The following is a 22,770-nucleotide window of genomic DNA, read 5'->3' as shown; positions in this document are numbered from 1 at the left end:
ATTACCGACATGCGTGTCCCCCTGATCGCCGACCCCGCCCCTGCCTCCGGCCCGGCCCCTGCCCCTGGTCCTTCTCCGGCCACGGCACCGTGCCGGACGACGGTGCCCGCCGCGGCGAGCATCATCGCCGCCGTCTCCACCGCGCTGCCGCCGCACCGTTACGCCCAGGACGACCTCACCGACGCGATCGGCGACCTGTGTCTGCCGTCGGGGGCGGACCGCGCCGTGCTGCGCCGCCTGCACGCGTCCGCCGGCGTGCGCACCCGTCATCTCGCCCTGCCGATCGAGCGGTACGCCGGTCTCGGCGACTTCGGGCGGCGCAACGACGCCTGGCTGGCGGCGGGCCTAGACCTGGGCGAGGAAGCCCTCACCGGCGCGCTGAAGGAGGCGGGGCTCGCACCGGGCGACGTCGACCTGCTGGTGTGCGTGTCCATCACCGGCGTCGCCGCCCCGTCGCTCGACGCCCGCCTGGCCGGGCGCGTGGGACTGCGGCCCGACGTCAAGCGACTTCCGGTCTTCGGCCTGGGCTGCGTGGCGGGCGCCGCCGGCCTCGCCCGGGTGCACGACTACCTGCGCGGGCACCCCGACGACACCGCGGTGCTGCTCACGGTCGAACTGTGCTCCCTGACGCTCCAACACGGTGATGACTCCCGCGCCAACCTCGTCGCCGGCGCCCTGTTCGGTGATGGTGCGGCAGCCCTCGTCGCGCGAGGCGGTGGCACCGGCAGTGGGCCGGGGTCGGCCGGCCCCTCGGTGGTGGCCACGCGCAGCCACCTGTACCCGGAGACCGAACAACTCCTCGGGTGGGACATCGGAGCGAGTGGGTTCCGCGTCGTGATCGATGCCGGTGTCCCCGGCGTCGTCCGGGAGAACCTGGGCCGACACCTGCGTGCCTTCCTGGCCGAACACGGCCTCACCACCGACGACATCGGCACCTGGGTGTGCCATCCGGGAGGCCCCAGGGTCATCTCCGCCGTCACCGACACCCTCGGCCTGCCCGGCGAAGCCCTGGACTCCGCGTGGCACTCCCTCGCGACGGTGGGGAACATGTCCTCGGCCTCCGTACTGCACATCCTGGAAACCATCAGGGAGTCCCGCCGCCCCCGGCCCGGTACGTGGGGGCTGCTCCTGGCGATGGGCCCGGGTTTCTGTTCCGAACTCGTCCTGCTGCGCTGGTGAGGGATTCTCATGCCCTGGTACACGCTTCTCGTCCTCGCCGTCGCCGCCGAACGCGCCGCCGAACTCCTCGTCGCCCGGCGCAACGCCGCCTGGACCCTCGCCCGCGCCGGCGTGGAGCACGGCCGTGGCCACTACCCGGTGATGGTCGTGCTGCACACGGGCCTGCTCGTGTGCTGCCTGCTCGAACCCGCGCTCACCGACCGCCCGTTCCTGCCCGCTCTCGGGTGGCCCATGCTGGCGCTCGTCGTACTGGCCCAGGCCCTGCGCTGGTGGTGCGTCACCACACTCGGGCCGTACTGGAACACCCGGGTCATCGTCGTTCCCGGGGCGCGCCTGGTCGGTGCCGGCCCCTACCGTTTCCTGCGTCACCCCAACTACGTCGCGGTCGTCGTGGAGGTCGCCGCCCTGCCCCTGGTGCACTCCGCGTGGCTGACCGCGACGGTGTTCACCGCCGCCAACGCCGTACTGCTCACGGTCCGGCTCCGCTGCGAGAACACGGCGCTCACCCAAGCGGTACCCGCGTGAGCGGCGGCCACGACCTGCTGATCGTCGGAGGCGGCCCGGCCGGCCTCGCCACCGCCCTGCACGCCGCGCGCGCCGGCCTCGACACCGTCATCGCCGAGCCGCGCCAGGCGCCCGTCGACAAGGCGTGCGGTGAGGGCCTGATGCCCGGCGCGGTCCGCGCCCTCACCGCTCTCGGCCTGGACGTCCCCGGCCACCCCGTCACCGGGATCCGCTACATCCAAGGATCCCGCCAGGTCCAGGCCGCGTTCCGGCACGGCCCCGGCCTCGGCGCGCGCCGCACCGACCTGCACGACGTCCTGCACCACGCAGTCCTCGACGCGGGCGTGCCCGTACTGCCCCTGCGCGTGGGGGAAGTACGGCAGGACACCGCGGGCGTGACCGTTCCGGGCACGGGGCTGCGCGCCCGGTGGCTGGTCGCCGCGGACGGCCTCCACTCACCCGTGCGACGCTCCCTCGGCCTGGATGTGAGAACCCACGGCGTACCCCGGTACGGGCTGCGCCGGCACTACGCGGTGCCGCCCTGGTCCCCGTATGTCGAGGTGCACTGGGGAGCGCGGGAAGAGGCCTACGTCACCCCGCTCGGCCCACGACTCGTCGGCGTAGCCCTGCTGACGACCCGGCGGGCCCCCTTCGCCGCCCAACTGGAGACCTTCCCCGAACTGGCCGCCCGCCTCCCGCCCGAAGCAGCCGTCACCGCGGTACGAGGCTCGGGACCGCTGCGCCAGAGAGCTCGCACCCGCGCCCACGGACGGGTACTGCTCGTCGGTGACGCCGCCGGATACATCGACGCACTGACGGGTGAGGGCATCTCGCTCGCCCTCACCGGCGCCGAGGCCCTGGTCACCAACCTGCGCCGGGGCACACCGAGCCGCTACGAAGCGGACTGGAGGCACGCGACCCGCCGCCACCGACTCCTGACCGAACTCCTGGTGAGGGCCCGCCAGCGGCCCGCGCTCGCCCCCCACATCATGCCCACCGCCGCACGCCTGCCGCGCCTGTTCACCGCGGCCGTGAACGCTCTGGCGTGAACGCCCGGCCGGATGCCCGGCCGCGTCCTTGCTCGGCGGGCCGCACCGGCGTGGCGACCACCGAGCGGTGGTGTGTGAAGTCCGAGGCCGAGGATCTTCGCGAGGGTGGTCCAGTCTCATCAGGAACCAGTGGTAGTCGCTGCCGAGGCGGAACCGGCGCCCACCGCATGTAGAGGATGAAGTCGCCCGGCGACAGAGTGCAGAGGCGGCCAGCCCTTCTGTTCGATCGTCCCGTCTCCCGCCACGAGCAACCCCGGCACCGTCCCGACTCCGAGGGCTGAGGCGAACGTCTGGTGAAGGAGATCCCGATGACCGACGAGACCACGATCGCCACGCTCATCCACCGTATCGAGGTGCTGGAGGCCGAGGCCGACATCCGCCGGATCCGGGCGCGGTACATGTTCCCGTGCGACACGCCGTGCGGCCGGCACGGCGGTGGCACGCTCCGGCGCGGACGGCGTCCACACGGAGCCGCGCCGGGGACCACCGCCGACCGCGCACAACGATTCGTCGGCCGTACGGTGGTTCAGGACTCGGCCTTCTGCAGAGCGCGTCCGTCCGACTGGGCCGGTTCCGCCGTCTGCCCGCCGCCGCCCGGGCCGCCGTCCGCCGCGGCGTTGCGGTGCTTCGCCCGCTGGATCTGCTCGTAGACGTGTGCGCGCAGCTCACCGAAGCGGGCGCTGGAGCGGGTGTGCAACTGGTCCCGCTCATCAGGCAGATCGATGGCCAGATCCTCCAGCACGATCGTGGGCGACTTCGACAGGATGAGGGTGCGCTGTCCGAGGTAGACGGCTTCGTCGATGTCGTGGGTGACGAACAGGACGGTGACGCCCAGCTCACGCCAGAGGCGCCGGACGAGGTCCTCCAGTTCGGCGCGTGTCTGGGCATCGACCGCCGCGAAGGGCTCGTCCATGAGCAGTACGTTCGGCTCGAAGGCGATGGCGCGGGCGATGGCGACCCGCTGCTGCATCCCTCCGGAGAGCTGCCAGGGGTAGGCCTGGTGGGCGTCGGCGAGCCCGACCACCTCCAGCGCGTGGTCCACCAGCTGCTTCTCGCGCGCCTTGCCCAGCTTCTTCCGGCGCAGCGGCAGAGCGACGTTGTGGCGTACGTCCATCCAGGCGAACAGGGAGCGGCCGTACTCCTGGAACACCACCGCCATGCCGGGCGGAGGCCCGGCGATGGGACGGTCCTCCAGGCGCACCTCGCCTCCGGTGGGGGCGAGCAGGCCCGCCATGCACTTCAGCAGTGTGGTCTTGCCGCAGCCCGACGGGCCGACCAGGCACACCAGTTCACCGGCATCCAGGTGAAAGGTGACATCGCGCAGCGCCTCGACGGTGCGATGCCGGCCGGTGTAGGTCTTCTGCAGGTTTCGTACGTCGAGCATCGACGCCTCCTTCATGAAGCTGTCCGTAGAGCGGCCGGTGGCCGGGCCGGTCAGGGGTTGCGCTGGGCGCGGCGCAGACCGTGGTACCAGGCCAGGGCACGGTTCTCCACGAGTCGGAAGAGCAGCGAGAGGGCGAACCCGAGCAGGCCGAGCAGCAGCACGCCGCTCCACATCTCGGGGATCGCGAACGAACGCTGGAACTGCACGATCGTGAAGCCCAGTCCGTTGCTGGAGGCGAGCATCTCGCTGATGACCATCAGGATGATCCCGATCGACAGGGCCTGGCGCATGCCGGTGACGATCTGCGGGCTCGCCGAACGCAGTACCAGATGCCACAGTCGTGAGGGGCCGCTGACGCCGTAGGAACGGCAGGTGTCGCTGAGCACCTCGTCGACGGCGCGGACGCCCTCCACGGTGTTGAGCAGGACCGGCCACATGCAGCCGCTGACGATGACGATCACCTTCATGGTGTCGCCGATGCCGGCGAAGAGCATGATCACGGGTACGAGCACCGGTGGCGGGATGGCCCGAAAGAGCTCCAGGACCGGTTCCAGGACATCCCGTACGACCCGGCTCATGCCCACGACGAGGCCCAGTCCGACCCCGATGAGCACGGCGAGAAGATAGCCCGCGGTGAGCCGGAGCAGGCTGGGCAGGACGTCCGACAGCAGCCGGTCGACTGTCCAGACCTCCCCGAAACTGCTCAGGATGGTGGACAGCGGCGGGACGTAGAAGCTGGTGCTGCCGGCGCTGGCGAACCACCAGGCCGCGAACAGGACCGCGGGCAGGCCCAGGACGAGCAGCATGCGCCGGGCCACGGTGAGGACGGTCATCCTTCTAACCCTCTCTGCGCAGGGACTGGTGCCAGTGCAGCGCCCGTCGCTCGACCGCACGTGCCACCAGGTTGATCGCGATCCCGAGCAGCCCGGTGACGAGAACCAGTGCGTACACCTCGGGCACGGCGCCGGACGTCTGGGCGACGGCGAGTTCATGGCCCAGCCCGGGCGAGCCGATGACGAGTTCGGCGGTGATCGTGAGGACCAGTGCCACGGTGGCGCCGAGCCGTACGCCCGTCATCACGTAAGGCAGCGCGGTGGGCCACATGACATGGCGCATCCGCCCCCATCTGCCCAGTCGATAGCTGCGAGCGGTGTCGTCCGCGACCGGGTCGACGTCGTGCATTCCGGCCAGTACCTGGATGAGCACCTGCCAGAAGGAGGCGTACACCACGAGCAGCAGCTTCGACCGCAGATCGGTACCGTAGAGCAGTACCGCGACGGGGATCAGGGCCACGGACGGGATCGGCCGCAGAAACTCGATGGTGGAGGCGGTCACCGCCCGCAGCACTGGCATGGAGCCGATGACCATTCCGGCCACCACCCCTGCCGCGACGGCGATCGCCAGGCCCACTCCCCAGCCGGTCAGGGTGTCGCCGAAGGCGCTCCAGAAGGAGGCCTCAGCGAGCAGGTGGAAGAGGGTACGGCCGATCTCCGAGGCCGGTGGAAGGTACTCGGCCGACACCACCGGCGTGCGCGGCAACACCTCCAGCAGCACCAGCAGACCGGCCAGACCGGCAAGGCCCCGAAGCCAGGGGGCTGCGGCGCCCACGCTCGCCCGGATCCGGGCGCCGCCGGAGCCGGTACCGGCCCCGGCGATCGTCGTCATCACAGAACCGGCTCCTGACCGCGTCATGAGAACAGGGCGTCGAGATCCGGCTTGGTGCCGCCGAAGATGCCGTCCTTCTCCCCCAAGGAGGCCAGCTTCTCCAGGGAGGCCATGTCGATCTGCGCCGGCCAGCCGGGCAGCGTCAGGTTCTTCAGCACATCGCCCTTGATCTTGGTGTAAGTGGTGAGGATCTGGCGTGCCTCGTCGGGGTGTTCTGAGGCGTACTTCAGCGACTCGGTCATCGCCTCACTGAACTTCCTCACCAGGTCGGGGTTCTCCTGGAGGAGCTTGGCCGAGGTGAAGTACGTCGCCACGGTGAGCTCGGGATCGGTCTCGACGAACGGCCACGCCACGACGCGGGCACCCTGGGACTTGGCGATCGTCATCGCCGGCTCGCCCATCCACGCGGCGTCCACCTGCCCGCCGTCCAGGGCGGCGGGCATCTGGTCGAACGGCATCTCGACGAACTTCACCTCGGAGGGGTCGCCGCCGTCCTTGCGTATCGACTCACGGACCGTGGTGTCGCCGATGTTCTGCAGCGTGTTCACCGCCACGGTGCGCCCGGCGAGGTCCCTGGCGGACTTGATCGGGCTGTCCTTCTTGACGCCCACACCGGTGACGTCGGCTCCGGCCCTGCCGTTGGAGGACGCCCCGTTGACCACGGACTTGACGGGAACACCCTTGGACTGAGCGATCATCAGCGACGTGGTGTTGCTGAACCCGAACTGGAACTGGTCGCTCAGCACACCCGGAATGATCGCGGCGCCGCCCTGCGCGCTCTCCATCTTCAGGTCGATGCCACGGCTGCTGAAGAATCCCTTCTTCTGCCCCAGGTACAGCGGCGCCACGTCGACGATAGGGATGATGCCCACCTTGACCTGCGTCGACTTACTCCCGGCCGAGGGCGACGAACCACCGCTTCCCGAGTCCGAAGACCCGCATCCGGCCGCGCCGAAAACCGTCACCACCGCTATCGCAAGCCCGAGAGTGCGCCTTTGCATGGGTCCTCCTAGCGAGAACAAAACATCTGGGATGCGCACATGAGTGCGTAAATCAAAACGAGTCGGGCGGGACGCTAGGGCGATCTCGAGAGGCCGTCAATGGGTGACGCCTGGAAGTCGAGGAACGTGCCCCATCGCTGCCTGTCGACACCGCCCCCGGAGCAGGCATGCCCGCTCGGCATCACCGAAGAGGAGTGCCTCGGGGCCTGAGCGGCCCGTGGCGCCGACCGCACGAAGCCCGCTGACCCGACCGGTTCGGCCCGGTGACCGCGGCGATCCGACCGGCCGTCGAAATCGTTGTGCAGAATATTGACGACAGCAATGTACACGCCTACCTTCGCGATGTCAGTCCCTCTGCGGCAAGGAGATTGCACCGGTTCATCTCCCCTCCCCGCCCCCTCACCCGGCCCCTGAGCCGGCCCTCCCGACCGCGCCCCGCTCCTTTCCGGGCCCGGCCCCATCGACGGGTTTCCGATCGAGCCACCCCGCGCTCGTCGGTAGACGGCGCGCCGCCCGCTCCCTCTCCACCCCGCCACGAAGGAGCTGTCACCCCGTGAAGCCCCGCATCCGCACGCGTACGCTCGTCGCCCTGGCTGCCCTGCTGCTCGCCGCCCCCTTCACCCCGGCCGCCCACGCCGCCGACACCGACGCCCACATCGACGGCCGCCTGCCGTCCGGCGCCGCATACACGATGGACATCCCCGCGCACTGGAACGGCACGGTCCTGCTGTACAGCCACGGCTACACACCGACCGGAGTCCCCAACCCCGCACGCAACGCCCCCGACGACGCCACGAAGTCGCTCCTGCTGGACCAGGGCTACGCGCTCATCGGCTCCTCGTACGCCAGCAACGGCTGGGCGGTGGCCGACGCGGTGCCCGACCAACTCGCCACCCTCGACGCCTTCACCGTCCGCTTCGGAACCGCCCGCCGCACCATCGCCTGGGGCACCTCCTACGGCGGGCTCGTGACCACCGCCATCGCCGAACGCCACGCGGAGCGCATCACGGGCTCACTGTCCATGTGCGGCCTGGTCCAAGGCGGCGTCGCCAACTGGAACAGCACGCTGGACCCGGTCTTCGCGCTGAAGACGCTCCTCGCCCCCGGCGCCGACCTCCGTCTGACCGGCCTGGAGAGCCAGGCCGCCGCCACCGACGCGGCGAACGCCCTGGCAGGAATCGTCGCCCAGGCGCAGGGCACCGCCACCGGGCGGGCCCGCATCGCACTGGCGGCCGCCCTGCACAACATCCCCGGCTGGAACAACCCCTCCCAGCCCCGCCCCGGACCGACCGACCGGGAGACCCAGCAGGCCAACCAGTACCAGGCCGTCATGGGGCTGGTGCAGTTCCCGGCCTTCGTCTGGCGCCACGAGGCCGAGAGCCGGGTCGGCGGCAACATGTCCTGGAACACCGGCGTCGACTACGCCGCGATGCTCCACCACTCCCCGCTCCACAAGGAGGTCGCCGACCTCTATGCCAAGGCCGGCCTCTCCCTGAAGTCCGATCTCACCACCCTGAACCGAGCCCCGCGGATCGGCGCGGAGCCGAACGCCGTGGAACGGATGGGCAGAACCAGTTCGTTCACCGGTCGGCTGACCAAGCCGCAGATGAACATACACACCACGGGGGACGCGCTCATCCCGGTACAGGCCGAAAGCGCCCTGCGCCGCGCGGTCTCCGCCGCCGGCTCCGCGCGCCTGCTGCGCCAGGCCTACGTCGAGAACGCCGGACACTGCACCTTCAGCCCCGCCGAACAGATCGCCGCCCTGCACACACTGGAGGGCCGCATCACCACCGGCCGCTGGCACGGCACCGGTCCCGCCGTCCTCAACGCCCGTGCCACCGAAGCCGACCCCTCCACACCGGCACGCTACGTCCGCCATCACCCCACGCCCTATCCGCGCCCCTACGACCTGGCCCACCCCAACGACCGGCACCAGCCGTGACACCGCACTCCCCGCGGGGGACACACCGGGTGGCCGTAACCTGGTGCAGGTGAACGACGTGCATCCGCCCAGTTCCCCCGGCGGTCCGCAGTCGCGTCCCCAGTCGCTCCTGCTCGCCTTCTTCGGCAACCACATGCTGGCGGAAGGCCCCGTGTGCGTGTACTCGGGCAGCATCATCGACGTCCCCGCCCGCGCCGGAGTCGGCGAGCAGGCTGTCCGCTCCACCCTCACCCGCATGGTCAACCGGGGCCTTCTGCGACGTCAGCGGCAGGGACGCCGAATGTACTCCGGTCTGACCCCGCATGCCACGCAAATCCTCCACGACGGGCGGCACCGCATCTGGGAGACGAGCGCCGTCAACAACGACTGGGACGGCACCTGGACCCTGTCTCCATGGCCGGCGCCACGCAGCGTTCAGTATTGCTCGGTCTCCACGAAACCCGCGTCCGCGTCGTCGTCCGCGCCGAAGGCGTCCGCCGCGGCGGACGGGTCGAATCCGGGCGGGCTGTCCTTCAGGCCCAGGCCCATGCCGGCGAGCTTCGCCTTGACCTCGTCGATGGACTTCGCACCGAAGTTGCGGATGTCCAGGAGGTCGGCCTCGGAGCGGGCCACGAGCTCACCCACGGAGTGGACGCCCTCGCGCTTGAGGCAGTTGTACGACCGGACGGTGAGATCGAGCTCCTCGATGGGCAGTACCAGGTCGGCGGTGAGGGCGGCGTCCGTGGGGGACGGACCCATGTCGATGCCCTCGGCGTCGATGTTGAGCTCGCGGGCGAGCCCGAACAGCTCGACGAGCGTCTTGCCGGCGGAGGCCATGGCGTCACGCGGACGCATGGCCTGCTTGGTCTCGACGTCGACGATCAGCTTGTCGAAGTCGGTGCGCTGCTCGACACGCGTCGCCTCGACCTTGTACGTGACCTTCAGGACCGGCGAGTAGATGGAGTCGACCGGGATACGGCCGATCTCCTGGCCCACCTGCTTGTTCTGCACGGCGGAGACGTAACCGCGGCCACGCTCGACGGTCAGCTCCACCTCCAGCTTGCCCTTGCCGTTGAGCGTGGCGAGGACGAGGTCGGGGTTGTGCACCTCGACACCGGCCGGGGGCGCGATGTCGGCGGCGGTGACCGGGCCCGGGCCCTGCTTGCGCAGGTACATCACGACCGGCTCGTCGTGCTCCGAGGAGACGACCAGCTGCTTGATGTTGAGGATCAGGTCGGTGACGTCCTCCTTGACGCCCGGCACGGTGGTGAACTCGTGCAGGACACCGTCGACACGGATGGACGTGACCGCCGCACCGGGGATCGAGGAGAGGAGCGTACGACGGAGGGAGTTGCCGAGGGTGTAGCCGAAGCCCGGCTCCAGCGGCTCGATCACGAACCGGGAGCGGAACTCGTCGACGACCTCTTCGGTCAGGGACGGACGCTGAGCAATCAGCACGGGTGTTGCCTCCAGTGGTTCGGCGCCCGCTATGTGACGCCCTAGACCACGAAGGGTACGGGCGATACGGGCGGTTCCGCCTCCGCGGAGGCCCGAACCGCCCGTTTCGCCCGTACCCTGCGAGGAGGATTCGGGCCTCCCCTCCGCGTACGCCTTCTGCAGGAGCAGCGAGCGGCGCACGTCGGGTGGCGCGGACCGGGCGGATCGGGGCGGGCGTGGCGGACCCTGGCCCCACACCGGCCCCTCGTCCCGGTCAGGCGAGCGTCACCCGCGCCACGGGCACGAGCCGCCCCTCGTCGAGCAGCGCGCGGCAGCGGAAGCGCTGGATCTTCCCGCTGGGCGTCTTCGGGAGCACCCCGCGCGCCAGGAACAGGCACTCCGCGAGCGCGACCCCGGCCTTCTCCAGGGCCAGCGAGGCGGCCTCCTCGGCGATCGGCCGGAAGTCCCGAGGGTTGCCCTGGGGCTCCATCATCAGCACGAGCCGGGACATGCCCGAGTCGCCCGCGTCGACGACGACGGCGCAGCCCTTGCGGACGTTCTTCAGGGAGTCGACCGCCGACTCGATCTCGGAGGCGTAGACCTTCCGGCCGCCCACCGAGAGCATGTCGTCGGCCCGGCCGAGGACGTACAGTTCGTCGTCGCGCACGAAGCCGAGGTCGCCGGTGCGCAGCCAGCCGTCCTGGAACCGTGCGGCGGTTCGTCCGGGGTCGGCGTAGTAGCCGCTGGCCAGACTCGGCGACGACACCAGGATCTCCGCGATGCCGCCGCCGCTCCCCGCCCGGACCGACACCCCGGGCAGCGTCACGCCGTTGGAGACCAGCCGGGCCGCCTTCGGATGGTCGGGCGCCACCTCGATCACCGAGCCCTCGACGAGCGCGGGACCGTCGAAGGCGAGCGCCTTGGGTGCCTGGGCCCACGGCTTCCCGGTCACCGCGAGCGTCGCCTCGGCCATGCCGTACGCGGGCTGGAAGGCGGTGTCGGACAGACCGAACGGCCGGAACTTCTCCGTCGCCGTCGCCAGCGTGTCCCAGTCGACGCGCTCCGCCCCGATCACGGCAGCCCGCAGCTTCAGTTCCTTGGGCAGCGCCCCGCGGCCCTGCGCCCGCGCCGCGAGGTACACGGCGGTGCTCGTGCCCGCCGTCATCGTCGCCCCGTACTCCGACATGTCACGGAACCACGTACGCGGCGCCATCCCGAACCGGTCGGGCGACGACAGCACGAAGTCGAAGTCGTACGCCCACGAGTACAGCAGGCAGCCGAACATGCCCATGTCGTGCGAGAGCGGCAGCCAGGAGGCGACGGTGTCGGCGCCGGGTCGGCCGCCCGTCAGGTGCAGGATGATCTGCAGCTGCTGCTCGATGGCGCGGGTGGTCAGCGCGCAGCCCTTGGGGGTGCTGGTGGACCCGGACGAGTACTGGATGAAGGCCACGTCGTCCCGGCCCGGTGGGCTCGGCTCGATGCGTCCTGCGCCGCGCAGGGACGACCAGCCGCGGACCGGCAGTTCCTTGCTGAGCTCCGCGGGAACCGTGGCGGTCAGCCAGTCGTCGACCAGGAGCAGCGTCGGGTCCAGCCGCGCCGAGAGCGCCACCAGCTGCTCGCCGTACGCCTCCTGGCTCTGGCCGCGGGTCGGCAGCGGCAGCGAGGCCACCGCGCCGCCGGCCAGCCAGATCGCCAGCAGGCCGCGGACCGTGTCGGGCGTGTTGGCGAGGATGGCGGCGACCCGGGTGCCCGGCCCGACGCCGAGGGTGCGGAGCTCGGCGGCCATGCCGTGGGCGTCCCTGACGACGTCGCGCCAGGGGGTGTGCTCGAACTCCTCGCCCGTCCATTCGTGCAGCACGCCGTGCGAAGCCCCGTTGGTCAGGGCGTGGAATAACTCCATGTACGTGATTCCCGTCTGCTCGTCCGGTGGCCGGGCTATTCCACGTCCACCAGCGAGGCATCGGCCTCACGGGCCTCGCGACGGCGCTCCGCCATGGGCGCGATGTTCTGCTGGGTCTCCAGGAGTTCCCTCTTGTCCAGGGAGAACGCGTTGACGCGGCTGACGCCCGCCTCGCGCATCTCCATGCGCTCGGGGTCGATGCGCACGACCTTCCAGGCGAGGTGGGTCTTCTCCAGGCTCCAGATGAGGATCGCGGAGAGGTCGATCTCGTACCACTTCATGCCGTGGCGGGCGGAGCGAGGGAAGGCGTGGTGGTTGTTGTGCCAAGCCTCACCGAAGGAGGGGATGGAGAGCCAGGCGACGTTGCGCGACTGGTCGGTGGTCTCGAAGCGGCGGCGGCCGAAGACGTGGCCGACGGAGTTGACCGCGTAGGTCATGTGGTTGATCAGGAAGATGCGGACCAGGCCCCCCCAGAGCATGCCGGTCAGGCCGGCCTGCCAGTCGCCGCCGGTGATGGCGTAGGCGATGAGGCCGGGCAGCACGACGCTGGCGGCGGTGACCAGCAGGAGGTTCTCGCTGAGCCAGCGCAGCGGCTTCTCGCGCACCAGGTCCGGGCAGTAGCGCATCGGGTCGGAGGTGAGGTTGACGTCGAAGAGCCAGCCCAGGTGGGCGTGCCAGAGACCGGCCATCGTGCCCTTGAAGCCCGGTTCGAAGTCCAGGTGGGGGCTGTGCGGGTCACCGGGCTTGTCGGCGACGCGGTGGTGCTTGCGGTGGTGGGCCGCCCAGATCAGCGGCGGGCCCTGTCCGGCCATCACCCCGGCGGTGGCCAGGGCGACGCGGATGGGCTTGTACGTCTCGAACGAGCGGTGGGTGAGCATCCGGTGGTAACCGGCCGAGATACCGAAGCCGGAGACCGCGTACATGATGACCAGGACCACCACGTCCGACCAGCTGAAGATCTTGTTCCACAGCAGGGCCATGGCGCCGAACACCGCGACCAGCGGTATCAGCGACGCCCCGAGGATGAACCAACGGTGCTTTCTGCCGTCCATGTAGCTGTTCCTCTCACTTGCGGAAGTTGGGGGTACCGACTCACGGGCGGGTGTGGGAGCCGCTCCGCGCGCTGCGGAAGACGGGCAGCACCAGCGCGCGCAGCACGGGAAAGAGCAGGGGACGCGGCGTGTGGCGGCCCGCGAGGTACTGGGCCTTGGCGACCGGCCCCGGGATCACCACGCGGCGCCCCTGCGCCAGGCCGCGCAGGCCCGCCTCGGCGACCCGCTCGGGCGTCAGCCACGCCAGGAACCTCCGCTCCTGGAGCCGTGACATGCCGCCCACCGCGTAGAAGTTGGTGCGCACGGGGCCGGGGGCGAGCAGGGTGCAGTTCACCCCGGTGCCGCGCAGTTCGACGTGCAGCGACTCGGCGAAGGTGTTGGCGAACGCCTTGCTTGCCGAGTAGGTGGCCGCGGTCGGCACAGGCTGACAGCCCGCGGTCGAGCCGGTCACCAGGATCCCGCCGCGCCGCCGAGCCAGCATGCCCGGCAGCAGCGCCTGCGTCAGCGCGTGCAGTGAGACGACGTTGACCTGGACCTCGGCGCTCTCCCTGGCGGGGTCGTTCTCGCTGAACGGCCCGCAGGTGGGGAAGCCCGCGTTGGCGCAGAGCACGGAGACCGGCTGCCCGGCCAGTTCCTCTTCGAGCACCCGCCGCGCGGCCGGGTCCGCGAGGTCGCAGGTCCGCACGCGCACCGGCACGCCGTGCCGGTCGCGCAGCTCCTTGGCGAGCAGTTCGAGGGCGTCGGTGGAGCGGGCGACGAGCCACAGTCCGTACCCGCGCGCGGCCAGGCCCCGGGCGAGGTGCTCGCCGATGCCGGACGAGGCGCCGGTGACCACCGCCCAGTCCGCCGGGCTGTTCATGCCGCCGCCCGGGCGGGTGCCGAGGGCGAGGTGAGGTGCGCGGCGAGCCGGCCGGCCGCGGCACGGCCAGTGCGGGCGCACGCCTCGATGGACACGCCCTGGATGTAGTCGCCCGCGAGCTCCAGGCCCGCCACGCCCGCGACGCTCTCCCGAACCTCGGCGAGGAAGTCGGCGTGGTGCGGGAGGTAGCCGCTGTAGGCCGCCTTCCAATGCTTGACCAGAAGGTTGACGCGCTCGGCGCGCGGCGCCCCCAGGTACTTCACCAGGCGCTCCTCGGTCTCACCGGTCAGCCGGTCGATGTTCTCCGGGCTGAGGTCGGTCAGGCGCCCCTCGTGCCCGCTGTAGGTGTAGCGGACGATGTGCCGCTCCTCCATCCCGTACGAACCGGCGTTGCTGCACGGCCCGTCGTCCATGGCGAGCGCGCGCACGTCGTGGCCGAAGACGGGCCGGTCGTACTCGACGAGTACCACGGTGGACGGGAAGTAGTTCACGTCCGACAGCCGCCGGGCGAGCGCGGGCCGCGCGGAGCGGACGATCTCGGCGGTCGCGTAGGCCGGGGTGGCCAGCACCACGCCGTCGTAGTCGCTGGTCCGCGCGGGCGCCCCGCCCTCCAGGACGCGCAGTCCGGTGACCTTGCCGTCGCGGACCTCGAGGCCCTCCACGGTGGCGCCGAGCCGCACCGGGACCCGCTTGGCGAACGCGTCCAGGACCGGCTGGATGCCACCGGCCAGCTGATCATAGTGGTCCATCAGCATCGCCAGGTTGGTGCCGAACGTGCCGGGGTAGACCTCGTCGGGCTCGGCCCCGTTGTTGCGGATGACCATGGGACGCACCAGCATGTCCGTCATCTCGCGCCCGAAGAACGAGCTGAGCGGGGCGTGGTCGTGGCGCCGCGAGATGCCGCTGAAGTAGCGCGAACCGAGGAAGCGGTTGCGCTCGTCGGCTCGGATCCGCGCCGCCATCGCCGCCATCCGTGCGAAGTCGCGGGCCGAGCCCATCCGCCGGATGTTCTTCAGGGTCTGGCTTCGCCGCTCGCTGTCGAGGGTGAGGATCTCGCCGTCCTTGATGCGGGACGCGTTGTAGCCGAAGGAGTCGTACGCGTCCGCGCCGAGCTCCGAGGTGAACCAGCGGAACGTGTGGTAGCGGCGGCCGATGTTCTTCCCGCCCGTCATGACCTGCCGGTCGCCGAGCTTGTCGAGGCCGAAACGGCCGCCGAGGATCTCGGCCGCCTCGACGAGCTCGACGTCGTACCCGAGGAGGTCGAGGCGGAGCGCCGCGGTGAGACCGGAGATTCCCGCCCCCACGACCGCCACGCGTCGCCGGTTTCCTGCGCTTTCACCCGTGTGTGCAACTGCCATGGATCAGACTCCGTCCGCTCGCGCGGTCGATCGGGGACGCGGGGCCGCGTCGGGAAGCAGGTCGATGCGGCCCTCGACGATGGGCTTGCCGAACTGCCGCAGGACCACGGCCACCGGGACGCGGCCGTCCGCGCCGGGGGCGCCGACCTCAGCCTCGTGGACCAGGTCGGCCTCGAACTCGGCGAAGTCCAGGAAGGCCGCCTCGCAGCCGACGGTGAGGGCGTGCGGGGTGGCCATCGCCCCGGCCCGGCAGGCCGCGGCCACGGCGGCCTGCCGCATGCCCTCGACCATCAGGGGGCCCGGCACATGGTCGTACTCGTGGTCGAAGAAGGCGGGGTGGTGCGGGTCGGCCGCCAGCAGGCAGCGGAACGCCCCGTCGTCGGGTCCGCCGTCCGTCCGCGCCTCCGGTCCCGGCAGGCCGATGACGACGTTCCGCGGGTTCTCGCGCCCCACCAGGCCGGCGTCGAGCCGCCGTGCCGGGGTCAGGCGGGCGTCGGCCACCGGCTTCTGCGCCCGCTGGAAGGCCCGGAAGATGTCGTAGTCCTCCCGCGACATGAAGGCGAGCACCGCGCTCAGGGTCATCGCCGGGCGCCCGCCGATCTCCATGACGCCCTGGAGGACCATGCTCACCACGTCGGAGCCCTTGCCCTGGCGTTCGGTGACCCGGTAGTGCACATAACCCTGGAGCGCCGACGTCCCGTCGTGGGCGTACGCCTGTGGGTCCGTCACCCGCAGCGTGATCCGCTGGAGGCTGAAGGGCAGCCCGACGGGCACCCCGACATGGCGGTGCAGCAGCACGAAGATGGACTGCCGCGCGGCCTCCGCGGACGCGAACGGGTCGTGGAAACCGGCCCGTTGGTCCGACCAGAGGCTGTGGGCGCGGGGGACCTGGAAGGAGAGGTGGAAATCGTCGTCGGACCCCTGCGCGGAGTCGGTGACGAACACCTCTCCGATCTGCCTGCGGTGGGCGAGGGCACGGGGCACCGTCTGCTCGAAGGCCAGTTCGACGCCCGGGGGTGGCAGTTGGCCGCGCGCGGTGGTGTGCGGGATCGTGCTGGTCATCGGCTCAGCTCCGGTTCGGACGTGTCCTGGTGTACGGGGCGCGGCGCCGGGCCGCTCTGGAAGACGGGCTTGCGCATCGCGTTCCTGCGCCGGATCTCGGTGGTCGCGAGCCGCCCCAGCTCGCCGAGCGTGGCGCGGCGCCCGCCGGGGGCGCGCAGCAGATGCCCGCCCGTGGCGCCGAGCACCCGCGCCGGGGTGAGGACTTCCAGGACGGAGGCCCGGTGGCTCAGCAGGTTCAGGACGCCGTCGACCTTGCCGCGCGCGTGCAGCCCGCGCACGACCCGCGGGACGACGCCCGCGATGGGTCCGGCCACGCCGAGATCCGCGGCCAGGCCGTAGTACTCGGCGTACGTGCGGTCCCGCCAGCGGCCGAACTCCGCGACGGCGCGGTCGAGCCGGACGCCCGACCCGATGGCGTCACCGACCGCGTCGGCGAGCCGTTCCGCCTGGTGGAAGGCGTCGCCGATGCCGCGCCCGCCCGCCGGGTCCTTGAAGTGCCCGGCGTCGCCGAGCAGCACCCAGCCGGCGCCCGCCGCCTCGCGGAAGTAGCCGAAGAAGCGCCGGATGCCGTAGATCCTGCTCGCCCTGGTGGCGCCCGAGAGGGCGTCGGCGATCGGCGCGCAGCGCATCGCGTGGGCGCGCACGGAGCCGTCGAGGTCGGCGCGGAAGCTCTCCCGCTCGTGGCGCTGCGGGGAGACGCCCACGATGTAGAGGCCGTTGTCGGCGGGGCCGCCCAGCATGTGCCGGTCGCCCCAGCGGTGGAAGACGAACGTCGGCCGCGGACCGGTGTCCGCGCCCTCGAAGTACGTCCAGTAGTAGCTGCGTTCGCCGGGACTCACGTGGTACATGCGGGACCCGCACACCTCGGCGACCTTCGAGTTCCGCCCGTCCGCGCCGACCACCACGCGGGCCCGTAGCCGCGCCTCGACGCCGCCCGACACCGCCCGGACCCCCGTGACGCGGCCGCCCTCCCGGATCACCCCGACGACCCGGGTGCCCAGCCGCACCTCGGCGCCGGACGTGCGGGCCGCGTCCACCAGGACCGGGTCGAGGACCTCGCGGCGGATGCACGCCGCGCCGCCCACGTCGCCGGGCTCCTGCGGGAACGCGGCCCGGCAACGGAACTCCTCCAGGCGCATGTCGACGTGGCTCATGGTGGTGACCCCGGCCGCGCGCAGCCGCTCCATCACGCCGAGGCGGTTCAGGAAGGCCAGGGAGTCGGCCTGGAGGATGTTCGAGGAGAGAGTCGAGCGGATCTCTGCGGCCTGGTCGAGGACGGCGACCCGCAGACCGCGGCGCGCGAGGAGCGCGCCGAGCGTGGCCCCGGCGCAGCGCGCGCCGACGACGATCACGTCGAACTCCATGGTCCCGCCGGGGCGTTCTGCCTCACCGAACCGCTCCGTCGCGGCGAGCCGGTCGTTCTCGACGGACTGCCCGGCCCGCTCGTTCAGCTCGCTCACGAGGCGCCGTTCCAGCGCACCGCAGCAGCCGCAGCGAAGTCACCGGCGTGCGCGAACCCCGACATCACCACGAGGTCGCCGTCACGCAGGTCTCCGGCGCGGGCCGCCCGGTCGAGGGTGACGGGCACGGCGGCGCCGTACAGGTTCCCGTAGCGGTCGAAGGTGTCCAAGTGCCGCGCCTCGTCCAGTTTCAGGGCCTGGCGCCAGTTCTTCAGGAAGATCCGGTTCGGCTGGTTGGTGACGAGCACGTCGATGTCGGACGGCTGCTCCCCGAGGTCTGAGCAGAGCTTCCCGACGAGCTCGGGCACGAGGGTGTTGCCGCGCTGGAGGATCTCCGTCGTCTTGCCGGCGTCGAAGTCGATGTCCATCTGGCCCTCGCCCGGCTCCCAGTACCTGCGCCCGTCCGGGGTCTTGATGCCGAGGTCCACGGAGTACGCGGGGATGCTTCGGGTCCGCACCCCGAGGAGCGGCGAACCCGTGCCGGCCTCCAGGTAGGCCACGCCGCAGCCGTCGCCCGGAATCGGCGCGTGCGACAGCTTGCGCACTTCGGACTGGGCGTACATCTGGCCCGCGGTGTTCTGCACGTTGGCGATCAGCGCGGTGTGTGCCGCTCCGTCGGCCATGATCTTCTGGGCCAGCGAGAGCATGTACGGGAACGAGGCGCAGCCGCCGTTGTGCAGGTCCACGATCCACTCGGGATCGATGCCGAGGGCGTGCGCGGCCTGGGCGCCGACACCCATGAACGGCTCGTCCGGCAGCAGCACGTTCGTCAGCAGCACGTCGACCTGGCCCGCCGGCCCCTTGCCGAGGCGCTCGAAGACCGGCCGGGCCGCCTTGGCGATCATGTCGGCTGCCCGCTCGCCGGGGGCGACGTGGTGCCGGGTCGGGGGCACGCGGAACAGCGGGGTGTTGGCCAGCGGGTCCACCGGGGCGTTCTCGTCCAGGAAGAACTCGGGCCCCACCACGTTCTCGGGCAGATAGCTCCCGAAGTCGACTATGCCGACGGGCTGCATGACAGTTCCTTTCGAAGCCATTCCTCGACGGTGCGTGCCGTGTGAGCGGCGTGCTCCTCGAGGAGCGAGAAGTGGTCGCCGGTGACGGGCGTGACGGTGTCCGCGGCCTGCCAGAGCCGCCAGGCCGCGCCGTCCGGCGCGTCGGGCCCCCGCTCGGCTGTCAGGAGCAGCGCGGGCGCCGTCAGCGGGTCGGCCACCCAGTCGTCGAGGAGCCGCAGATAGCCGCCCATGGCCAGCACGCCGTCGGCGTCGATGTCGGCGGGCGCGCCGTCCCGGGCGAGGATGCGGCCCATCGCCCAGGCGAACACCGCTTGCTGCTGGGCGGGTTCGGGTTCGTAGGTGTCGATCAGCACGACCCCTTCGACGCGGTGCCCGGTGCGCTCCAGCGACGCCGCGGCGGCGTGCGCGAGGGCGCCGCCGATGGAGTGCCCCGCGAGGACCAGCGGGGCACCGCCCGCGGTGTGCAGCGCGGCGGCGGCCAGGCTGTCGACCGCTGCCCGCCACGAGCCGGGCAGCAGTGCCGAGGTGCCGAGGCCGGGCAGGGTGAGCGCGGACATCCGCGGCCGGTGGGTGAATCCGGCGGCGAACCGCGCGAACTGGTGCGGGCCCGACCCGGCCAGGAAGGACGGCACGCAGACCACGGCGGGCGTAGCGGGTCCGTCGGAGACCAGCACGGACTCCGGCGGGCCCGCGGGCCGTTCCGCCGTGGAGAAGGTGGGCCGGTCCGCGGCAGCCGCCCGCAGCAGCGGTACGGCGTCACCGAGTTGCCCTCGCCGGTGCAGGTCCCTGAGCAGGTCGGCCGGGTCGGTCGGAGCGCTCGGGGCGAGCAGCGGCCGCAGGTGCTCCGCGAGGGCCGCCGGGGTGGGGTGGTCGACCAGGAGGGTGGCCGGAAGGTCGAGGCCGGTGACCGAGGCGAGGCGCCGCTGGAAGCGGACGGCGCCGAGCGAGTCGATACCGAGCTCCAGCAGCGTCAGGTCCGGGTCGATCCGCGCGCCGTCCTCGTAACCGAGGACGAGGGCCGCCTGGGTACGAACCAGCCCGAGGACGTCCCGCTCCTGGTCCGCCCGCTCCGGCTCGTCCCGGCTCGGCTCTTCCTGCGCGGCCGGTGCCGGAGCCGCCTGGTCCGCCGACGGGCCGGACTCCGTGCCCCGTACGGTCTGCGGCACGTCGATCCAGTGGCGGCGCGGCTGGAAGGCGTACGTCGGGAGCGGCACCTGGCGAGCCGCGTCCCGGGGAAGGAGGGCCGCGAGGTCGCCGCACGCGCCGTGCGTGTGCAGTTCGGCGAGCGCGGTCATGAGGGCGGCGGGCTCGGGCCCGCGCCCGTCGAGGGCGGGAGCGAGCACCGCGGACCCCGGGTCGCGCAGGCAGTGCCGGGTCATCGAGGTCAGTACACCGCTCGGCCCGAGCTCCAGGAACGCCGTCGCCCCCGCGCTTTCCAGGCGGCGTACCCCGTCGTGGAAGCGGACGGGGTGCGCGGCGTGGCGGACCCAGTAGTCGGGCGTGGCCAGGTCGGTCGCGTCGGCGAAGGTCCCCGTCACGTTCGAAACGATCGGTACGGTCGGCGCGTGGTAGCTCAAGCCGCCCGCGACGGCTGCGAGTTCCTCGAGCATCGGCCGCATCAGAGGCGAGTGGAAGGCATGGCTGACGCGCAGTCGGCGGGTGCGGCGGCCCTGCTCCTGCCACGCTCGCTGCCAGGCCGCGAGGGGGTCGGCGGCGCCGGACACGACGACCGAGCGGGGCCCGTTCACGGCGGCCACGGCCAGTCGGCCGTCGTCACGCAGGCTCTGCAGGACCTCGTCCTCCGTCGCCTCCACGGCGACCATCGCGCCGCCCTCCGGCAGGGCCTGCATGAGCCTGCCGCGCGCGGCGACCAAGGCGCTCGCGTCGGCCAGGGACAGCACCCCGGCGACATGCGCGGCGGACAGCTCGCCGATCGAGTGGCCCAGCAGGAAGTCCGGTGTGAAGCCCCAGGACTCGACGAGGCGGTAGAGAGCCACCTCCAGGGCGAACAGCGCCGGCTGCGTCCAGCCCGTGCGGTGCAGCAGCTCCGCCTCGGGGGTGCCGTCGGCGGCGTCCATCACCTGGCGCAGGGGCAGCTCCAGATGCCGGTCGAGCTCGGCGCGGGCCGCGGCCAGGGCGTCGGCGAACACCGGGTGGGCGGCGGCGAGTCCGCTGCCCGTACCGGCCTGCTGGGACCCCTGCCCGGAGAAGAGGAAGGCGGTCTTCCGTGCCCGCGCCGCCACTCCCAGGACGGCGTTGCCCGGCAGTTCCCCCGCGCCGAACGCCGCCAGCCCCGCGAGGAGTTCGGTGCGGGTGGTGCCGGTGAGGGTGGCCCGGTGGTCGAAGTGGGCGCGGGTGTGGGCGAGGGCGGCGCCGACCTGGGTGGGGGTGGCGTCCGGTTGTGCGGTGGTGAGGTGGGTGTGCAGGCGGCGGGCCTGGGCGCGCAGGGCGGCCGGCGTCTTGGCGGACAGCACCCACGGCACCACCGGCAGGGTCTCCGGCTCCCGCCCCGCCCCGGTGTCGGGGGACGCGTCGAGCGGTGCCTCCTCCACCACGACGTGCGCGTTGCTGCCACTGATGCCGAACGAGGACACCCCGGCCCGGCGGACCCGCTCGCCGCGCGGCCACGGGGTGGCCTCGGTCAGCAGGGAGATGCCGCCGCCGGACCAGTCGGCCTTGGGCGTGGGCCGGTCGACGTGCAGGGTCCTGGGCAGCACCTCGTGGCGCAACGCCTGGATCATCTTGATCAGTCCGCCGACGCCCGCGGCGGCCTGGCTGTGCCCGATGTTGGACTTCAGCGAGCCCAGCCGCAGCGGGTGCACGGCGGTCCGCTCGCGGCCGTAGACCGCCGCGAGGGCGTCGATCTCGATGGGGTCGCCGAGTGTGGTGCCGGTGCCGTGCCCCTCGACCGCGTCGATGTCGCGGGGGCGCAGACCGGCGTCGGCGAGTGCCTGGGTGATGACGCGCTGCTGGGAGCCGCCGTTCGGGGCGGTGAGGCCGTTGCTGGCGCCGTCCTGGTTGACCGCGGAGCCCGAGATGACCGCCAGGACACGGTGGTTGTTTCGGCGGGCCTCACTGAGGCGCTCCAGCAGGACGACCCCGACCCCCTCGCCCCAGCCGGTGCCGTCGGCGGCCTCCGCGTACGAACGGCACCTGCCGTCCGGCGAGAGCGCGCGCTGCCTGCTGAACTCGGTGAAGACGCCCGGTGTGGACATCACCGTCACGCCGCCCGCCAGGGCCAGCGAACACTCGCCGTGGCGCAGTGCCTGCACCGCCAGGTGCACGCCCACCAGCGACGACGAACAGGCCGTGTCGACCGTGAGGGCCGGGCCCTCGAACCCCAGCACGTACGAGACGCGACCGGAGAGCACACTGCCCGCCGAGCCGATGCCCCAGTAGCCCTCCAGCTCGTCCGGACCCGACCGCGCCAACTGCGCGTAGTCCTGGCCCGTCGTCCCCACGAACACACCCGTCCGCGAGCCGCGCAGGCCGCCCGGGTCGATGCCAGCGTTCTCCAGGGACTCCCAGGCGGTCTGCAGGAGCAGCCGCTGCTGCGGGTCCATCGCCAGGGCCTCGGTGCGGCCGATGCCGAAGAACTCCGCGTCGAACTCCGTCGCCCCCTCCAGGAACCCGCCGGCCCTGGCGTACGTCGTGCCGGGATGGTCCGGGTCGTCGTGGAAGAGCCGGTCCAGGTCCCAGCCCCGGTCCGCGGGGAAGTCAGCGACCACGTCGCGCCCGGCGGCCACCAGGTCCCACAGGTCGTCGGGGGAGGTCACGAGTCCCGGATAGCGGCAGGCCATGCCCACCACCGCGACCGGCTCGTACGCGCGCTGCTCGGCCTGTACCAACCGCTCACGGGTGGACTGCAGTTCGGCGGTGACACGCTTGAGGTACCGCAGTGTCCTGTCGTCGTCCGGCATGAT

General features: G+C 71.9%; 17 protein-coding genes and 1 pseudogene. 5 read left to right on the top strand and 13 right to left on the bottom strand.

Features of this window, described 5'->3' with window-relative positions:
* Nucleotides 1-9: 9 nt before the first annotated feature.
* The 3 genes from WBG99_RS05885 to WBG99_RS05875 are packed head-to-tail and all read left to right on the top strand — an operon-like array spanning nt 10 to nt 2,732.
* Nucleotides 10-1,179: a 3-oxoacyl-[acyl-carrier-protein] synthase III C-terminal domain-containing protein gene (locus WBG99_RS05885; protein ID WP_338895296.1), complete on the top strand. Its 1,170-nt coding sequence runs from the start codon at nt 10-12 to the stop codon at nt 1,177-1,179.
* Nucleotides 1,180-1,188: 9 nt separating this feature from the next.
* Nucleotides 1,189-1,704 carry an isoprenylcysteine carboxylmethyltransferase family protein gene (locus WBG99_RS05880; RefSeq protein WP_338895295.1) on the top strand — a complete coding sequence of 172 codons (516 nt, stop codon included), beginning with the start codon at nt 1,189-1,191 and terminating at the stop codon, nt 1,702-1,704.
* A complete protein-coding gene (locus WBG99_RS05875) occupies nt 1,701-2,732 on the top strand; it encodes an NAD(P)/FAD-dependent oxidoreductase (RefSeq protein ID WP_338895294.1) in 1,032 nt (343 codons plus the stop codon). Before WBG99_RS05880 ends, WBG99_RS05875 begins: the two co-directional genes overlap by 4 nt.
* 526 nt (nt 2,733-3,258) lie before the next feature.
* Here the strand turns inward: WBG99_RS05875 and WBG99_RS05870 are convergent.
* Genes WBG99_RS05870 through WBG99_RS05855 form a run of 4 tightly spaced genes read right to left on the bottom strand, consistent with a single transcriptional unit; the run spans nt 3,259 to nt 6,782 of the window.
* Nucleotides 3,259-4,116, bottom strand: coding sequence for an ABC transporter ATP-binding protein (locus tag WBG99_RS05870; RefSeq protein ID WP_338895293.1), 858 nt, complete (start codon nt 4,114-4,116; stop codon nt 3,259-3,261).
* Nucleotides 4,117-4,166: 50 nt separating this feature from the next.
* Entirely contained in the window at nt 4,167-4,949 is a 783-nt protein-coding gene (locus tag WBG99_RS05865) for an ABC transporter permease (protein ID WP_338895292.1), read from the bottom strand.
* 4 nt (nt 4,950-4,953) lie between these two features.
* Nucleotides 4,954-5,781, bottom strand: coding sequence for an ABC transporter permease subunit (locus WBG99_RS05860; RefSeq protein WP_338895291.1), 828 nt, complete (start codon nt 5,779-5,781; stop codon nt 4,954-4,956).
* 23 nt (nt 5,782-5,804) lie between these two features.
* Nucleotides 5,805-6,782, bottom strand: a complete 978-nt coding sequence (locus WBG99_RS05855; protein WP_338895290.1) for an ABC transporter substrate-binding protein — start codon at nt 6,780-6,782, stop codon at nt 5,805-5,807.
* Nucleotides 6,783-7,335: 553 nt separating this feature from the next.
* Here WBG99_RS05855 and WBG99_RS05850 point away from each other — a divergent pair.
* Both WBG99_RS05850 and WBG99_RS05845 read left to right on the top strand, forming a co-directional pair.
* Nucleotides 7,336-8,727 carry a hypothetical protein gene (locus WBG99_RS05850; RefSeq protein WP_338895289.1) on the top strand — a complete coding sequence of 464 codons (1,392 nt, stop codon included), beginning with the start codon at nt 7,336-7,338 and terminating at the stop codon, nt 8,725-8,727.
* A gap of 49 nt (nt 8,728-8,776) precedes the next feature.
* Nucleotides 8,777-9,115 (top strand): annotated as a pseudogene (locus WBG99_RS05845) (PaaX family transcriptional regulator); the annotation flags it as partial.
* 26 nt (nt 9,116-9,141) lie between these two features.
* On the opposite strand, the gene WBG99_RS05840 reads toward WBG99_RS05845, so the two are convergent.
* The 9 genes from WBG99_RS05840 to WBG99_RS05800 all read right to left on the bottom strand — a co-directional run bounded on the left by WBG99_RS05840 (nt 9,142) and on the right by WBG99_RS05800 (nt 22,767).
* Nucleotides 9,142-10,164, bottom strand: coding sequence for a DNA-directed RNA polymerase subunit alpha (locus WBG99_RS05840; protein ID WP_338895288.1), 1,023 nt, complete (start codon nt 10,162-10,164; stop codon nt 9,142-9,144).
* A gap of 253 nt (nt 10,165-10,417) precedes the next feature.
* The gene (locus WBG99_RS05835; RefSeq protein WP_338895287.1) at nt 10,418-12,043 is read right to left on the bottom strand and encodes an AMP-binding protein; all 1,626 of its coding nucleotides are present in this window, start codon (nt 12,041-12,043) and stop codon (nt 10,418-10,420) included.
* 35 nt (nt 12,044-12,078) lie between these two features.
* The gene (locus tag WBG99_RS05830; protein WP_338895286.1) at nt 12,079-13,095 is read right to left on the bottom strand and encodes an acyl-CoA desaturase; all 1,017 of its coding nucleotides are present in this window, start codon (nt 13,093-13,095) and stop codon (nt 12,079-12,081) included.
* A 40-nt stretch (nt 13,096-13,135) separates the two neighbouring features.
* Entirely contained in the window at nt 13,136-13,954 is an 819-nt protein-coding gene (locus WBG99_RS05825) for an SDR family oxidoreductase (protein WP_338895285.1), read from the bottom strand.
* Nucleotides 13,951-15,267, bottom strand: a complete 1,317-nt coding sequence (locus WBG99_RS05820) for an FAD-dependent oxidoreductase (protein WP_338895284.1) — start codon at nt 15,265-15,267, stop codon at nt 13,951-13,953. The genes WBG99_RS05825 and WBG99_RS05820 overlap by 4 nt, the downstream gene beginning before the upstream one ends.
* A 48-nt stretch (nt 15,268-15,315) precedes the next feature.
* Nucleotides 15,316-16,374: an AfsA-related hotdog domain-containing protein gene (locus tag WBG99_RS05815; RefSeq protein WP_338895283.1), complete on the bottom strand. Its 1,059-nt coding sequence runs from the start codon at nt 16,372-16,374 to the stop codon at nt 15,316-15,318.
* On the bottom strand, nt 16,371-17,834 hold the full coding sequence (locus WBG99_RS05810; RefSeq protein WP_338895282.1) for an NAD(P)/FAD-dependent oxidoreductase: 1,464 nt from the start codon (nt 17,832-17,834) through the stop codon (nt 16,371-16,373). The genes WBG99_RS05815 and WBG99_RS05810 overlap by 4 nt, the downstream gene beginning before the upstream one ends.
* Entirely contained in the window at nt 17,831-18,847 is a 1,017-nt protein-coding gene (locus WBG99_RS05805; RefSeq protein WP_338895281.1) for a 3-oxoacyl-[acyl-carrier-protein] synthase III C-terminal domain-containing protein, read from the bottom strand. The genes WBG99_RS05810 and WBG99_RS05805 overlap by 4 nt, the downstream gene beginning before the upstream one ends.
* Entirely contained in the window at nt 18,829-22,767 is a 3,939-nt protein-coding gene (locus WBG99_RS05800; RefSeq protein WP_338895280.1) for an alpha/beta fold hydrolase, read from the bottom strand. Before WBG99_RS05800 ends, WBG99_RS05805 begins: the two co-directional genes overlap by 19 nt.
* Nucleotides 22,768-22,770 lie beyond the last annotated feature (3 nt).

This window comes from Streptomyces sp. TG1A-60, assembly GCF_037201975.1.
GTDB lineage: Bacteria > Actinomycetota > Actinomycetes > Streptomycetales > Streptomycetaceae > Streptomyces.
Note: the sequence above shows the minus strand (reverse complement) of the source record. Positions and strands in the feature narration are given on the sequence as shown.

Bases quoted from the DNA above. Each gene is read 5' to 3' on its own strand.
- WBG99_RS05835 (WP_338895287.1), bottom strand. From the start codon at position 12,043: ATGGAGTTATTCCACGCCCTGACCAACGGGGCTTCGCACGGCGTGCTG.
- WBG99_RS05830 (WP_338895286.1), bottom strand. From the start codon at position 13,095: ATGGACGGCAGAAAGCACCGTTGGTTCATCCTCGGGGCGTCGCTGATA.
- WBG99_RS05805 (WP_338895281.1), bottom strand. From the start codon at position 18,847: ATGCAGCCCGTCGGCATAGTCGACTTCGGGAGCTATCTGCCCGAGAAC.
- WBG99_RS05800 (WP_338895280.1), bottom strand. From the start codon at position 22,767: ATGCCGGACGACGACAGGACACTGCGGTACCTCAAGCGTGTCACCGCC.
- WBG99_RS05825 (WP_338895285.1), bottom strand. From the start codon at position 13,954: ATGAACAGCCCGGCGGACTGGGCGGTGGTCACCGGCGCCTCGTCCGGC.
- WBG99_RS05815 (WP_338895283.1), bottom strand. From the start codon at position 16,374: ATGACCAGCACGATCCCGCACACCACCGCGCGCGGCCAACTGCCACCC.
- WBG99_RS05870 (WP_338895293.1), bottom strand. From the start codon at position 4,116: ATGCTCGACGTACGAAACCTGCAGAAGACCTACACCGGCCGGCATCGC.
- WBG99_RS05880 (WP_338895295.1), top strand. From the start codon at position 1,189: ATGCCCTGGTACACGCTTCTCGTCCTCGCCGTCGCCGCCGAACGCGCC.
- WBG99_RS05855 (WP_338895290.1), bottom strand. From the start codon at position 6,782: ATGCAAAGGCGCACTCTCGGGCTTGCGATAGCGGTGGTGACGGTTTTC.
- WBG99_RS05865 (WP_338895292.1), bottom strand. From the start codon at position 4,949: ATGACCGTCCTCACCGTGGCCCGGCGCATGCTGCTCGTCCTGGGCCTG.
- WBG99_RS05885 (WP_338895296.1), top strand. From the start codon at position 10: ATGCGTGTCCCCCTGATCGCCGACCCCGCCCCTGCCTCCGGCCCGGCC.
- WBG99_RS05860 (WP_338895291.1), bottom strand. From the start codon at position 5,781: ATGACGACGATCGCCGGGGCCGGTACCGGCTCCGGCGGCGCCCGGATC.